The sequence below is a fragment of the Streptomyces sp. NPDC033177 genome (assembly GCF_055577715.1).
Map to the genome: position 1 here is coordinate 224,647 of NZ_JBVIPS010000004.1, position 13,188 is coordinate 237,834.

General features: G+C 70.0%; 18 protein-coding genes and 1 pseudogene. 9 read left to right on the top strand and 10 right to left on the bottom strand.

The genetic code is table 11. The features are described 5' to 3' along the window. Positions 1–8: 8 nt before the first annotated feature. Entirely contained in the window at positions 9–485 is a 477-nt protein-coding gene (locus ACZ5U5_RS15795) for a (2Fe-2S)-binding protein (RefSeq protein WP_469021435.1), read from the top strand. A gap of 119 nt (positions 486–604) precedes the next feature. Then, a complete protein-coding gene (locus ACZ5U5_RS15800) occupies positions 605–1,375 on the top strand; it encodes a hypothetical protein (protein WP_469021438.1) in 771 nt (256 codons plus the stop codon). 22 nt (positions 1,376–1,397) lie between these two features. On the opposite strand, the gene ACZ5U5_RS15805 is transcribed toward ACZ5U5_RS15800, so the two are convergent. The 5 genes from ACZ5U5_RS15805 to ACZ5U5_RS15825 all read right to left on the bottom strand — a co-directional run bounded on the left by ACZ5U5_RS15805 (position 1,398) and on the right by ACZ5U5_RS15825 (position 6,117). After that, complete coding sequence (locus ACZ5U5_RS15805; protein WP_469021440.1) at positions 1,398–1,994, bottom strand: GTP-binding protein; 597 nt, start codon at positions 1,992–1,994, stop codon at positions 1,398–1,400. Next, positions 1,975–2,418 carry a DUF742 domain-containing protein gene (locus ACZ5U5_RS15810; RefSeq protein WP_469021442.1) on the bottom strand — a complete coding sequence of 148 codons (444 nt, stop codon included), beginning with the start codon at positions 2,416–2,418 and terminating at the stop codon, positions 1,975–1,977. Before ACZ5U5_RS15810 ends, ACZ5U5_RS15805 begins: the two co-directional genes overlap by 20 nt. Further along, positions 2,415–2,879, bottom strand: coding sequence for a roadblock/LC7 domain-containing protein (locus ACZ5U5_RS15815; RefSeq protein ID WP_469021445.1), 465 nt, complete (start codon positions 2,877–2,879; stop codon positions 2,415–2,417). The genes ACZ5U5_RS15810 and ACZ5U5_RS15815 overlap by 4 nt, the downstream gene beginning before the upstream one ends. Continuing rightward, on the bottom strand, positions 2,876–5,191 hold the full coding sequence (locus ACZ5U5_RS15820; RefSeq protein WP_469021447.1) for a sensor histidine kinase: 2,316 nt from the start codon (positions 5,189–5,191) through the stop codon (positions 2,876–2,878). Before ACZ5U5_RS15820 ends, ACZ5U5_RS15815 begins: the two co-directional genes overlap by 4 nt. A 143-nt stretch (positions 5,192–5,334) precedes the next feature. Then, the gene (locus ACZ5U5_RS15825) at positions 5,335–6,117 is read right to left on the bottom strand and encodes an MHYT domain-containing protein (RefSeq protein WP_469021450.1); all 783 of its coding nucleotides are present in this window, start codon (positions 6,115–6,117) and stop codon (positions 5,335–5,337) included. 380 nt (positions 6,118–6,497) lie between these two features. On the opposite strand from ACZ5U5_RS15825, the gene ACZ5U5_RS15830 reads away from it, so the two are divergent. The 3 genes from ACZ5U5_RS15830 to ACZ5U5_RS15840 all read left to right on the top strand — a co-directional run bounded on the left by ACZ5U5_RS15830 (position 6,498) and on the right by ACZ5U5_RS15840 (position 7,805). After that, the gene (locus tag ACZ5U5_RS15830) at positions 6,498–6,806 is read left to right on the top strand and encodes a hypothetical protein (RefSeq protein ID WP_469021452.1); all 309 of its coding nucleotides are present in this window, start codon (positions 6,498–6,500) and stop codon (positions 6,804–6,806) included. A 62-nt stretch (positions 6,807–6,868) separates the two neighbouring features. Next, positions 6,869–7,108, top strand: coding sequence for an acyl carrier protein (locus ACZ5U5_RS15835; RefSeq protein ID WP_469022441.1), 240 nt, complete (start codon positions 6,869–6,871; stop codon positions 7,106–7,108). A 151-nt stretch (positions 7,109–7,259) separates the two neighbouring features. Beyond that, positions 7,260–7,805: a GNAT family N-acetyltransferase gene (locus ACZ5U5_RS15840; RefSeq protein ID WP_469021454.1), complete on the top strand. Its 546-nt coding sequence runs from the start codon at positions 7,260–7,262 to the stop codon at positions 7,803–7,805. Between the two features lie 106 nt (positions 7,806–7,911). Here ACZ5U5_RS15840 and ACZ5U5_RS15845 read toward each other — a convergent pair whose 3' ends face one another. After that, positions 7,912–8,616, bottom strand: coding sequence for an SMI1/KNR4 family protein (locus ACZ5U5_RS15845; RefSeq protein WP_469021456.1), 705 nt, complete (start codon positions 8,614–8,616; stop codon positions 7,912–7,914). 178 nt (positions 8,617–8,794) lie between these two features. On the opposite strand from ACZ5U5_RS15845, the gene ACZ5U5_RS15850 reads away from it, so the two are divergent. Further along, complete coding sequence (locus ACZ5U5_RS15850) at positions 8,795–9,079, top strand: cupin domain-containing protein (protein ID WP_469021459.1); 285 nt, start codon at positions 8,795–8,797, stop codon at positions 9,077–9,079. 349 nt (positions 9,080–9,428) lie between these two features. Here the strand turns inward: ACZ5U5_RS15850 and ACZ5U5_RS15855 are convergent, their stop codons facing one another. Next, positions 9,429–9,686 (bottom strand): zinc-binding dehydrogenase, encoded by a 258-nt coding sequence (locus tag ACZ5U5_RS15855; protein ID WP_469021461.1) that lies wholly within the window; start codon positions 9,684–9,686, stop codon positions 9,429–9,431. Here ACZ5U5_RS15855 and ACZ5U5_RS15860 point away from each other — a divergent pair. Beyond that, positions 9,667–9,873 (top strand): annotated as a pseudogene (locus ACZ5U5_RS15860) (winged helix-turn-helix transcriptional regulator); the annotation flags it as partial. The gene ACZ5U5_RS15855 and the pseudogene ACZ5U5_RS15860 overlap by 20 nt on opposite strands. A 26-nt stretch (positions 9,874–9,899) precedes the next feature. Here ACZ5U5_RS15860 and ACZ5U5_RS15865 read toward each other — a convergent pair. Both ACZ5U5_RS15865 and ACZ5U5_RS15870 read right to left on the bottom strand, forming a co-directional pair. Further along, a complete protein-coding gene (locus ACZ5U5_RS15865) occupies positions 9,900–10,181 on the bottom strand; it encodes a hypothetical protein (protein WP_469021463.1) in 282 nt (93 codons plus the stop codon). 204 nt (positions 10,182–10,385) lie between these two features. Further along, positions 10,386–10,988 carry a TetR/AcrR family transcriptional regulator gene (locus ACZ5U5_RS15870; RefSeq protein WP_469021466.1) on the bottom strand — a complete coding sequence of 201 codons (603 nt, stop codon included), beginning with the start codon at positions 10,986–10,988 and terminating at the stop codon, positions 10,386–10,388. 92 nt (positions 10,989–11,080) lie between these two features. Between ACZ5U5_RS15870 and ACZ5U5_RS15875 the strand changes: the two genes are divergently transcribed. After that, positions 11,081–11,926, top strand: a complete 846-nt coding sequence (locus ACZ5U5_RS15875; protein ID WP_469021468.1) for an SDR family oxidoreductase — start codon at positions 11,081–11,083, stop codon at positions 11,924–11,926. 212 nt (positions 11,927–12,138) lie between these two features. Here the strand turns inward: ACZ5U5_RS15875 and ACZ5U5_RS15880 are convergent, their stop codons facing one another. Then, the gene (locus tag ACZ5U5_RS15880; protein ID WP_469021470.1) at positions 12,139–12,513 is read right to left on the bottom strand and encodes an STAS domain-containing protein; all 375 of its coding nucleotides are present in this window, start codon (positions 12,511–12,513) and stop codon (positions 12,139–12,141) included. A gap of 214 nt (positions 12,514–12,727) precedes the next feature. On the opposite strand from ACZ5U5_RS15880, the gene ACZ5U5_RS15885 reads away from it, so the two are divergent. Then, positions 12,728–13,144, top strand: coding sequence for an ATP-binding protein (locus tag ACZ5U5_RS15885; protein WP_469021472.1), 417 nt, complete (start codon positions 12,728–12,730; stop codon positions 13,142–13,144). Positions 13,145–13,188 lie beyond the last annotated feature (44 nt).

Here is a 13,188-nt window from a genome sequence, read left to right on the forward strand (position 1 = left end):
GAGCCCTCGTGCCCCAGCACACCTTCCGCCTCAACGGCGAGCAGGTCACCGTCGACATCGCCGACGACGAACGGCTGTTGTGGGTGTTGCGCGACGTCCTTGGTGTCACCGGCCCCAAGTACGGCTGCGGCATCAACGTCTGCAAGGCGTGCACCAGCCACCTCAACGGCAAGGCGGTCAACCCCTGCGCGATCCCGGTGGGCAACCTGCGGCCCACCGATGAGGTCACCACGATCGAGGGACTGCCGGCCACGGTGGGCAAGGAACTGCACCCCATGCAGGAAGCATGGCTCGACCAGGACGTGGCCCAGTGCGGCTACTGCCAGCCCGGCCAGATCATGGCCGCCGTCGCACTGGTCCGGCGAGCCACTGAGGAAAACCGCGAGATCAGCGAGGCCGACCTCGACGGAATCCGCAACATCTGCCGCTGCGGCACCTATGCCCGGATCCGCGAGGCCATCAAGTCGGGCGCTGCGCGAATGTGAGGGCAGCCGCGATGATCCGCACCGCCATCAGCGAATGCTGGTGCATGGCCCCGCCCTACCGGGTAACGTTGCGATCTTCGCTCGGTTGAAGTCGTGCGGAGTCCTCGAAGGCCGAGTACATGTTGCACCTCGACGACCGTCCCGCTCCCCGCCGCCTGCGCGCCGCCCTGCAGAACCTCTCGGTGACCTTCCGTGGCATGACCGCGCGTCCGGATGAGCACAACTGCGAATGCCACTGGGGCAGTCCTGAGGAGCTCGCTCTTTTGAAGACGCCGGACGTGGAACTGGATCCGGACCTTTTGCGCCGGGCCTGGCAGGCCACCGACTGGACCGATCACGCGGCTGTGCTGCGCCGCATCCTGCCGCAGTTCGCAAGGACCCTGGTGGCCGGTCGTGCGGAGCCCCTGTTCGGCTTGGAGGAGGCGGGAGACTCCTTCGCCCGCGCACGATGGCAGCAGTGGCCCGATGATCACGCTGCTCCGGTACGCGAGTTCCTGCATGCCTGGTGGGTCGCCGCCCTCACCGAGCCGGATGCGGCCGTCCCCGCGCACCAGGTCTTCGCGATGTGTGCCGAGGCGTCCGGAGCCCTCGGACCGTGGCTGGCCGACTGGGAGGAGCAGACCGGCGACCTCAGCGACCGACGTCTCGCCGAGGCGGCCGCGAAATGGGAGTACGAACTCCTGGGAGACAGCCTTCCGTGGTACGTCACTTGGTACGACCACGACGAGGAGGAGATGCGCGCCGACCTGGTCAGCTGGCTCCTGGGCCACGCTGCGACGCGACTCCGGGAGTCGGGCGCATCGGAGGATCTGCAGCACCGGATACGGTTGCTCGGCCTCGACGACGAGGCCCGCTGGAGCGATCCGCACTGGCCGGCCCACCGCTACTGACGGCCGGCGGTTCGCAACGACGTCAGTGGGCGACCAGTTCCCGGCTCAGGACGTGCTCGACCAGGGAGATCAGGACCTCCTTGCCGGACTCCCTCTCGCGTACGTCGCAGAGCAGCACGGGCGTGTCCGGGTTCAGGTCCAGCGCGCGGGCCACCGCCTCGGGGGTGTGGCTGCGTATCCCGTCGAAACAGTTCACCGCGACGATGAACGGGATTCCGCGGCTCTCGAAGTAGTCCACGGCGGGAAAGCAGTCCGCGAGCCGGCGCGTGTCGGCGAGCACGACCGCACCGAGGCAGCCCGTGGCCAACTCGTCCCACACGAACCAGAACCGGTCCTGGCCCGGTGTGCCGAACAGGTACAGGGCGAGGTTGTCGCGCAGGGTGATGCGGCCGAAGTCCATGGCGACCGTGGTCGTGGACTTGGTGGCCACCCCCTGGAGGCTGTCCACCGGGCGCGAGGCCTCGGTGAGGGGTTCCTCGGTGCGCAAGGGGCGGATCTCGCTGACCGACTCCACCAGGGTGGTCTTGCCGACGCCGAAACCGCCGGCGATCAGGAGCTTGAGCGCGGTGAAGTCGGCGGGTGCCGATTGCCGCATGCGGTCAGAGTGCGCGGAGGCCATTGATCACTTCTCGCAGGAGGTGGGCGGGAGGATGTTCCGTACCAGTGGCGGCGGTGGTGGTGGACTCGGGCGGGGTGATGTGGATCAGGCCCTGGGCCGTGAGGTCGCCGAGCAGGACCCGTACGACACCAAGGGGCAGGCCCGAGTCCGATGCGAGGTCCGCGACGGGGCTCGGGCCATGGGCGCACAGGGCCAACAGCGTGCGCTGTTCGGGCGGGAGCGGGCCGCGCGGGGTGCCTTCGGTGGCCCGGACGATCGCCATCAGGTCGACGCGCTCGGCGCCGTTGTCCGTGCGGGCGCGCCCGGCGGTCATGGCGTAGAGACGGACCAGGGGACCGGCCTCGGCGTCGTAGCGGTCGGTCCAGGCTTCGGCGGAACGCTCGCCGGGGCCGTCCGGGCGGCGGTTGGGTGGCCGGTCCGTCATGAGGCCTCGTCGTCCGGCGTCGGCGTGGCGTCCGACCGTACGGGGACGGTGAGGTGTTCGCGCACCCGGTCGACCAGCAGGGCCATCTCGTAGGCGACCAGGCCGATGTCGGCGTGTCCGTCGGTGAACACGGCGATGCAGGAGCCGTCCCCGGCGGCGACCACGAAGAGGAAGCCGCCCTGCAGTTCGACCATGGTCTGGACGACGCCGCCCGCGTCGAAGTGCCGGCCCGCCCCCTTGGCCAGGGAGTGGAAGCCGGAGGCGATGGCGGCGAAGCGCTCGGACTCGTCGCGGCCCATCGCCTGCGAGGCGCCGACGCACAGGCCGTCGGTGGAGAGCATCACCGCGTGCCGCACTTCCGCGACGCGGTCGACGAGGTCGTCCAACAGCCAGTCGATGCCGCCCGTGCCGTGGTCGTCGCCGTGTTGGCCCACGGTGGTGACGGAGTAGGTCGGCGTCATCGGTCTTGGGACCCTTCGTCGTTCGGCGTGTGGTGGGGGGACTCGGGGCCGGGCGGGTCGTCGCGGGTGGCCGAGGCGCGGCGCCGGCCGGAGCGCAGTGACGCCATCGTGGCGCGGGCGGCTTCCGGGGAGCGCAGGCGCGGGCCTGGGGCGGGGTCCTGGCCGCCGTCCTGGTCCTGGCGCAGTTCGGGCGCGAGGCTGGCCTGGCGTACTCGGCGTGGCAGGTGGTCCTCATCGTCCGGCACCGCTGTGGGCGGGGCGGTAGAGGTGGGAGGGGTGTCGGGCTGCTGGGGTGCGGCGTGCCGGGCGCGGGCGGGGAGCTGGTTGCGTTCGCGCTGGGCGGGGATCCGGGGGAGGGGCTGTGCGGGGCCGGACCCCTCCGGTTGCGGCAGCGGCCGCAGGCCCGGGTGCGGGGCCTCCAGAAGGTGCTGCGGGAGGAAGATGAGGGCGGTGATGCCGCCGTAGACCGAGCGGCGCAGCGTCACCTCGACGCGCTGGCGTTGGGCGAGTCGGTTGACCACGAACAGGCCCAGCTGGCGCGAGTCGAGCAGGTCGACGTCGGCGGCCCGGATCTTCTCGTTGGCCGCGGCCAGTGCTTCGTCGCCCATGCCCAGGCCGCGGTCCTCGATCTCCAATACGCAGCCCGCGCCGACCTCTTCGGCGCGCACCACCACGGGGGTGTGCGGCGGTGAGTACACGGCGGCGTTCTCGGTGAGTTCGGCGACGAGATGGACGAGGTCGGCGACCGCCGTGCCCGCCAGACGCAGGTCGGGGATGTTGTCCAGGTGGACCCGCTCGATGTCCTCGGTCTCCGCGATGCCCGCGCGCACTGCGTCGATCAGCGGGACCGGGGTGCGCCAGGCGCGGCCGGGCGCGGAGCCGGAGAGGATCAGCAGGGACTCGGCGTGGCGGCGCATCCGCGTCGTCAGGTGGTCCAGGCGGAAGAGGTCCTCCAGGTCCGTGGGGTTCTCGGTGCGGCGCTCCATGGTGTCCAGGAGTTCCAGCTGGCGGTGCAGCAGCAGTTGGCTGCGGCGGGCGAGGCTGACGTACACGCCGGAGATTCCCGTCAGCACGGCGGCGCGGCCCGCGACGGCGCGCAGGGCGGCGCGCTGCACGGTGGTCAGCGCCGCGCCGACCTGGCCGACCTCGTCCCGGACCGGGTCGTGGGAGAGCGGTGCTTCCTTCTCCAGGTCGAGGGCTTCGCCGTCGTGGATGCGGCGGATGGCGGACGGGAGCCGGTGGGCGGCGAGTTCCAGTGCGGAGTTGCGCAGGCCGGTCAGGTCGGCGACCAGGCCGCGTCCGATGCGTACGGAGAGCAGGAGCGCGAGGATCACACCGAGCAGACCGAGGAGGACGGCGAGGCCGGAACTGCCCAGGTTCGCCAGGGAGTACGGCTTGGCGTCGATGCCCGTGTCGATCGCGCCCCGCTCGGCGCCGGCGAGCCCGGCCAGGGTAGGACCGGCGATGGCGTGCCAGTGGGCTTCGGTCACCGCGGTGGCGGCGCCGGAAGGGCCGGCGGCGGAGACGTCCTCCTGGGCGGCGGCCAGCTCGGAGGCAGCGGGGGAGTCGAGCACCTTGCGGTAGGCGGTGGCGTCCTCGGATCGCAGGTCGGACACCGCCGAGTCGGCGAAGGCACGCTGCTGGGCGACGTCGCCGACGAACGTACGGTAGTGGGCCGCCGACATGGTCCCGCTCGCGCGCGCGGCGCCGAGTACGGCGTCCTGGCGGCTCAACGCCTCGCGGGAGCGTGCCAGTTCGAGCACGGCACGGGTGGTGGAGGCGCGGTCGGGCTGGTCGGCGCCCGCGAGTTTGGAGCGTACGGCGAAGGCCCGCTCGACGGCCGTGCCGTAGTCGGAGAGCACGGCGGAGGCGCCGCGGCTGCTTTCGCGCCGCTCACCCAGTGAGCCCGCACTCGTGAGCAGGGAGCGCACACGGCCGGGCAGCGCGGCGTCGAGCGCGGCGAGGTCGGTGCTGCTGGAGCGGACGCCCGTGCGCAGCGCCGTGATGGCCTTGTCCGTACGGGCCTGCGCGGCGTCGAAGTCGTCCTGGGCGGCGTTGCCGGGCGTGGCCTGGTACTTCAGGGCCGCGGCCCGCTCGTCCTGCGCCGCGGCGGTGAAGTGGGCGACGGGCCGTACCAGGGTCGCGTTGATCTGGCGCAGTTGCTCGGTGGCCGAGACCTGGGATGCGGTGGTGACGGCCGCGTGGCCCCACAGCGCCATCAGTGAGAGGACCGGCACGGTCAGCAAGGTGACGACCTTGGCGCGGATCGATTTGGGGCGCCAGCGTTCGGGCACCAGAGGGCGTGCGGGCATGACGAAGGGGCTCCTTGGCGGTGCAGGAGTGTGGGGGCGCGCGCAGTGCGTCGGGCCCGGGGAACGCGCGGCGCCGACGTGGGTGACGTGATGGCGTGCCGCAGTGGGGGAGGCGGGCGCGGGCCGAGGTGGCCCGGCTGCGGTCAGGTGACGGGGAGTTCGACCTCGTGCAGCGGGCGGGCCGCGGCCTCGCTCTCGGCACGCTCACGCGCCGTGGGGGACAGCGCGACGAACGCGCAGGTCAAGAAGAGGAAGGAGCCGAGCACCACGGCGAGCGGCAGGATGAAGCTGGTGGCGCTCGCGCCCTCCAGGGGCGTGGTGCCGGCGTGTACGTCCACGGTGACGGCCGCCATGCCGGTGTAGTGCATGCTGCTCACCGCCAGGCCCATCACGAGCGAGGCGACAGCTGCGACGGCGGGCCCCCGCACGGACAGCGCGGCCCACAGAGCGGCGGAGGCGGCGGCGATCGCGATGAGCACGGAGGCCGCGACGAGAGCGGGGTCGTACGAGAGCGAGCCGTTGAGCTGAGCGGCCGCCATGCCGATGTAGTGCATCGCGGCGACGCCAAGTCCGGTGCCGATGCCGCCCAGTGCGATGGAACGCGGGCGGGACTTCCCGTAACCGGCGGTGAAGACGCCCGCGCCGACGACGGCGATTGCGACGAGCAGGCTGAGCAGCGTCAGCGGGATGTCGTAGCGGATCGCGGTGCCTTGGACGGTGTAACCGAGCATCGCGATGAAGTGCATGGTCCAGATGCCGGCACCGATGGCGACGGAGGCACTGATCAGCCAGTTCCGCTTGGACCGCCCCCCGGCTGCCAGAGCGCGCACGGTGCAGCGCAGACCCAGCGCGGCGCCGACGACGGCCATGGCGTACGACAGGACCGGAGTGGCCCAGCCTCCTGCCATGTGGTGCATGTGACCCACGGGATTCCTCTCACTTCGCTGTGTCGGCCCCCCGGCGATCCGGGACGCTAGCACGCAGTGGATCTCTGAACCGGAGGCACGAAATCCGCTTGATGTGAGGGTTACCGAGCAGTAAAGCCCGAGTTCACGGGCCCCATGCCCACGGAACCATCACCGGTCGCACACACAGGTGCGACTCTTGTCACGCCACGTATCGAACCGCTCGTGACACCAGGGGCGAGGCGCCCAGTTCCGGACATGCGGGACATGGTGGTGCAGGATCCGCTCGGTGAATGCACATCCCGTCCGGTGGTGCGGCCGCGCGTCTGAGGGTGGATTAGCCCCCCGAGGGGAAGGGAAATAGGTGGGGCACACGAGCACCGCCCGAGCGAGGAGCCGTCATGTCCACCTTCGTGATCACTGTCCCCGGCACGTTCCTCACCGACATCGATGAAGGGGCACGCTCGGCACTGGAGCGAGGGCTGGCTTCCCGGCACACGGAGGTCAGTGAGGACGAGGGCCTGGATCTGCTCACGTTGAATGAGGGCGGCCGCTTCTCGGTCCGACTCGAAGTGAAGGCCGCGGACCGCTACGAGGCGGAACTGGAAGCTACGCGGCTCGTCACCACGGCTCTGGAGGAAGCGGGCATCAATGTAGCAGATGCCCCGCTCGGTCCGCCGGCTGTCACCGGCATCGACAGCGACCTCTGACTCGGCTTCCGCCACACCGTACGCACTGGCGCAATGATCCTCAGCCCGAGGTCGTCGGCCACATCGCCGCGGTGCTGCGCCTGGGCGCCGACCGGCTGGACGCCAACACGTCCCTGGCCTCGCTCGGCCTGGACTCACTCATGGCTATCGCGCTGCACAGCCGCCTCCAGCGTGAACTGGGCCTGGACATCCCCACCACAGTGCGGTGGACCCACCCGACAGCCTTCGCCCTCACCCGCCACCTCCTGGCCCGACTGCAGGCCTCTTCACCCGCAACCCCGGACTTGTCCACACAGCGCTGACCCGCCTGCCCCCGGCGTGGCGGCGCCTGGACGCCTACGTGTCGGGCCGCACCAGCGTCGCCGGGATCATGACCACCCCCTTCGCCCGCACGGCCGCCGCCCTGGCCACCCGGTTCGCCCCTGCCCCTGGGAAGGCTGCTTTGATGCCGGAGTGAACAAAGAGAGCTTCGAAACCGCCGAGCAGAAGCCAGGCCGCCGGGTCAGGCGAAGGACTGATGGGGACATCGAGGCGTGTGTGGACGTCCTGAAGGAGGTCCATCATCTTGACGGCTACCCGGTGAACTGGCCCGAACGGCCCGGCGATTGGCTGTCGAGCGCTTCCATGCTGGGAGCTTGGGTCGCCGAACTCGACGGCCGCCTCGTCGGCCATGTCAGCTTGTCCCGCAGCGGCGAGGACGATCTGGCCCCTGGACTGTGGAGCGAGCGAAAGGGGACGCGGAGGGATCTGACCGCGGTGGTCAGCCGGCTGTTCGTCGCCCCGCAGGCGAGGGGGCACGGGATCGGCGCACTGCTGCTCGGCCAAGCCGAGGAGACGGCGCGACAAAGCGGTCTCCATCCGGTGCTCGACGTCGTGGCTTCCGACATCGCTGCGGCAGCCCTCTACGAGCGGCTCGGCTGGGAACGCCTGGCCACACTCGAGCAGCGGTGGACCCTGCACCAGACCGTGACTGTCCACTGTTACGCAGCATCATCGTGATGCGGCGGGGCGCAGAAACTCATTGCCCGCCGCCGCGAGGGCGGTTGCCTCGCAGAGAACGTACGTGGGCCTCGGAGCCGAAGGGCGGACTTCGGTAAGGAGAGGCTCAGATGCCGCCCTCGGGCACCCACGTCCAGGCGTCGCCGCCGAGTTCGTACGCATTGCCGACGCTGTCCGGCCAGCCGAGTGCGCCACTGGTGTGCAGGGCGGGCCGGTAGCCGAAGGCGGTGCCGCCGCTGTTGAGCGCGGCCGCGATCTGCTCGATGTAGTCGAGAACTGTGCCGAACTCGAACTCCACCTGCCCCTCATCGGCCCATGCGCCTATCTGCCCGTCGCGGGGATCGGCGAAGAAGCCGGACATGGAGGAATCAAGGGTGTCGGCGGCGAAGGGGATGAGCCGGTTGTACTCCTCTTCGATGCCCTGATGCACCGGATGTTGCATCATCATCTCGTCGAGGGGGAGCCAGGCGAAGCCGGTGTGGATGCCGGGGCCAGGCAGGAAGAGCGCGGCAGCCCACTGCGCCTCCCGGACGCGGGAAGCATCGTCGGCCGGCGCGGGCAGAGGCCCCTCGATATGCGGGTGGTGCCCGAACTGGTCCTGGTCGTAGCCCCGGCTTCCATCGCGCAACAGATAGAGCGCCCTGAGAGCCGGAGGGAGGGGGAAGCCCATCGAGGCCTCCCAACTCTCGACCTCGTCCGGGGTGGCGGGCGGGTTGAGCATGGCGTGCGAGGCGGGTGCGTGACGACCCATCCACATCTCGATGTGCTTCCACGCTCGCTGCACCCGTATGAAATCGCCGCTGCTCGTCACGCCGGTGAGCGTATCGATTCGTGGCGAGGTGGTGCGTCACCAGCCGCGGGACAGTCTCAGACTCCGGCCCGAGCCGACCCCGCCCCTCCCGCGCAGGCCGCGGCGGCTAGCCTGCCGGTTGAGATGTTGCACGCCGGTCGCCGTACGGGTGTGGCAAACGACGACGAGGAGCTGAGCCATGACGACCACTGCCCGTGCCACCTTGCAGCACGAAGACAATCGGGTACGGGTCACCCGCTGGGATTTCGAGCCCCAGGAGAGCACGGGCCGACACGTGCACGAGTACGAGTACGTCGTGGTGCCTGTCACCGACGGACGCACCAATGTGATCACCCCCGATGGCACCGTCACTTCCTCGCAACTGGAAGCAGGCGTGTCCTATGCCCGCCCGGCCGGCGGCGAACATGAGGTCGTCAACGCCGGTGACGCGCCTCTGGCCTTCGTCGAGATCGAACTGAAGTAGCCCACCAAAGTCAGCAAACGCCGGTCGGGCGCCGGGCCGGCCCCGACGGACCACGGTGCGGACACTGACCGCTTTGGATGGGAACTTCAGGCTGCTGTCGGACGCTCGCGCAGCAACAGGCCGCCGAGGAGGGCGAGGATGGTGGCGAGGCGCTTCATGCTCATGGCGGATCTCCAGAGGGTGTTGTTCGGCTGGACAGACGGGCGGGGATGCTGCCGCCCCGCCCCGACGTCTCGCCTAGGTGCTGCTGACGAGGTCCGCAGCAGGGGCCTGCCCCCGGGCGTTCGTGGCTTCCGGCGGGCAGGTGCCGGTGAGGCGAGTCGGTGGCGCACTCGACGCGCTGGGCTAGTCAGGGGCAGATGACGTAGCGGCCGCGGAAGCCGCCCTTCGCGGTGGCCCGGTGGGCGTCGGCGGCCTGGTCCAGGGGGACGACCGCGTGCACGCGGGTCGGCAGTTCGCCGGCGGCGGCGCGGGTGAGGAGGTCGGCGATTCGGCCGTGGTCGGAGGTCGTGAGCAGGGAGGTGACCGAGATGCCGCGCTCGGTGGAGGGGCCGAGGCCGGGCCGCAGTCCGACGTAGGCGCCGCCGTCGCGGGAAGTGGACGGCATGGTCACCCGGACCGTCACGCCCACCGTGCCCGTCACCGTCACCTACGAGATCACCGACCTGGGTCTGTCCCTGAACCGCGTCATGATCGGCCTCAAGGACTGGGCCGAAACCAACATGACCGAGGTGCTCGCCCACCGCGAGGAACACTACCGAGCCTTAGGCGAACAAGATGAACTCGGTGGGTGAACCTCCGAGCGTGAGGCTCAGAGCCGTCAGGCGCGTGGAGTGGCGCGGGGGACGAAGAACATCAGGGCCCACGTGATCAACAGGCCACCGATCACGTACGGAAGTGTGGCGGTGAAGCCGTCGACGACCTCGTTGCCGCGGGTGGTCGCGGTCTGATCGTGAGGCGAAGAAGACACCCTGGTGAGGACGACTCCCAGGGCGATGCCCAGGTGCATGGCGGTGTTGAACAGTCCGGAGGCCGACCCGGCGTGCGCGTCGTCGACGCAGCCGATGGTGAGGTTTTTTTCCGGCGCACCACGGCGCCCCATGGCGCTTTGCGCCCTGTTCGTCCCTCACCCCTGCCGCCCCAGGGGCTGAATCTTGCTGTTACCCCTTGGGGCTGAGCGGTTACAAGTACTACCCGCACCGATGTCTGTGCGGGCGGGCGGACCCTGTGCCCAGACCTCGCATGGGGGACGCTCGGGGCACGGCGCAAAGCAGTGGGACCCGGGCGGAGGCCCGGTGATCGCCCCCTAGTCGGCGGGGTCCGCGTCCTTGAGGGAGTCGAGCCACCGGAGGAGGCGGGCTCCCTGGCGGGTCATGATGTCCGGATCGCGCAGGGCGTTGGTCAGGAGCGACATGCCCTGGTACGCGGAGACGAGAGTGAGGGCGAGGTCGTCGGGGTCGGGCAAGTCCAGGGCGCGGAACTGCTGTTCGGCCCACTGCAGGAGGCGCCGGATCGCCGTGCCGGCCTCTGTGTCGAGGATTCCGTCGGCGCGTTTGTCGAGTTCGACGGCCAGGGTACCGGTGGGGCAGCCGTAGCGGGCGGCCATCTCGCGCTGGGTGATCCAGGCCTCGATCAGAGCCTTCAGGCGATCGTGCGGGTCGGGCAACTGGTCCAGACGGCCGGTGAGTTCGTCCAGGTGCGCGCTGTGCTCGGAGAGCGCGGCCAGGACCAATTCGTCCTTGGTCTTGAAGTAGTAGTAGACGTTGCCCACGGGTACGTCGGCTGCGCGCGCGATGTCGGCGAGAGTGGTGCGCTCGACACCCTGCTCGTGCAGGACGCGGGCCGCTTCGGTGGCCAGCCGCCGGCGCTTGTCGGCTGCGCGCGCCCTGGGCTTCGCTGAGTTAGTCACCCAACTGACTATAGACACCCCCTGGTGGCCCCGTGCTAGCTTCCTCCTGAGTAAGTCAGCTAACTAACTTTACGAACTCCTTGGGGGAGCGAATGATCGTGGTGACAGGTGCGACCGGCAACATCGGACGAACCCTGGTGCCCCTGCTGGCCGAGGCGGGCAAGGACGTCGTGGCCGTCTCGCGGCGCCCTCGCCCCGACGTGCTCCCGGCCGGGGTCGGGCACGCCAAAGCCGACATCGGGAGCAGCGCGAGCATGCGGCCGGTCCTGGAGGGCGTCGACGCCTTCTTCGTCCTGCTGGGCGGCGAGCTCAACGCTCACGGCGAAAGCCCGGACGCTCTGCTCGAGGTGGCGTTGGAGGCAGGTGTCAAGCGGATCGTCCTGCTCTCCTCCCAGCTCAACTCCACTCGCCCCACGGCCCCGTCGCACGCCCGCCTGCGCACTTTCGAGGCCGCCGTACGCGCGTCCGGAGCGGACTTCACGATCCTGCGCCCGGGTGGTTTCGCCTCCAACGCCTACGCTTGGGCCGAGTCGATCCGCACTAAACGCACGGTTTTCGCCCCGTTCGGCGATGTCGCCCTGCCCGTCATCGACCCGGCCGACATCGCCGCGGTCGCCGCAGCAGCCCTGTACGAAGACGGCCACGCGGGCCGCACGTACGAACTGACCGGGCCCGAGGTCATCAGCCCGCGCCGGCAGGCCACGGCCATCTCCCAAACGCTGGGCGAGGACGTCGCGTTCGTGGAGCTGTCCCGCCAGGAGGCCCACGCGCAGATGGCGCAGTTCATGCCCGCAGAGGTCATCGACGGCACCCTGGCTGTCCTCGGCGTGCCACTGCCGGCCGAGCAGGCGATCAGCCCCGATGTGGAGAGCGTCCTGGGCCGCCCGGCACGGCCTTTCGGGGAATGGGTCGCGGCCAACTTGGCGGCCTTCCGATAGAACCCGCCGGGGCGCGCGAGGAGGTCATGCGCGCCCCGGGAACGCGCAACACGCCTATAGCAGACGGGAGTTGAGGGAACGACCTAGACGTTGCGCGGCCGGTCGGCGCGGTGTGTCGGCCACCGCCGGGACGGTGGCCGACACATGCCGAGCAGCCAGGCGATTGTCCTCTGGATCACTGATGTGCGATCCCCTTCGCCGCTACGGCTTGGCTACGCGAGCGCCTGGCGGAGGGTGTCGTGGCAGTCGATGATGGTCTCGACGCCGACGATGCCGAGTGTGCGCTTCACGGCGCTGCCGGGTGCGGCCAGGCGCAGCCATCCTCCGGCTTCGGCGAGGGTGTGGTGTGCGCCGAGGAGAATGTTGATGCCGCTGGAGTCCATGAAGCTGACCCGGCGCAGGTCGAGGACGACACGGGGGAGGGTTGCGTCGACCTCGTCGAGGGCCTGCTGCAGTATGACGCCGCTGTGGTGGTCGATCTCCCCGGACAGGGACAGTACGCGGATGCCGTCGGTGGCGGTGGCCACGACCGACAGCCCGCCCGGTGGTCGGGGGTCTTCCGTGCCGGGCGTCTCGGTCTCAGTCATGCTGGCGATACTGGCACATGATCGCCGCCCCTGGAGCACTGGTTGGATCAGCTCTGGTCTGGGGCAAAAACCACCTCTCGGGTGAGGTGTCGAGTGCGCGGGCTGGGGTAGGCGCCGGGAAGGTCTATACATGGGGGAGTGAAGCGGCGTAATGGGATCAGGTCCCGAAGAGGATGACGGCGGTTCTCACTCGACTGGGCACGCACTGGAGACCATGGTGGCTCTGGAGGGGGACGGGTCGTGCATTGCTCAGGCCCGTGACCTTGCCGCCGACTTCTTGACCGCGGCGCGATGTGAGCACGGGGTGCCGGTGGCGGAGCGCGGCATGGACATCGCGCGTCTGGTGGTCAGCGAGCTGGTCACCAACGCGCTCAAGTACGCCCCGGGGCCGGTGCTGGTGCGTCTGCGCATCACCGGAGGATCGGTGTCGATCACGGTGTGGGATTCCGAGCCGGTCCTTCCCGTGGTCCGCGGCGTCGATGCCGGACGTATCGGTCAACACGGCCTGGAGATCGTGCAGGCCGTCGCCCGCGACCTCACGGTGCGAAGCGAGACGGTCGGCAAACGCATCACCGCGCGAATCGCTCTGACCGACGAACCGATCGGTGCTGCCGTCAGTGCAGGCGCATGAGACCGCTCCACGGCGGCACCTGGCGTCCCGCCACGACTATTGAG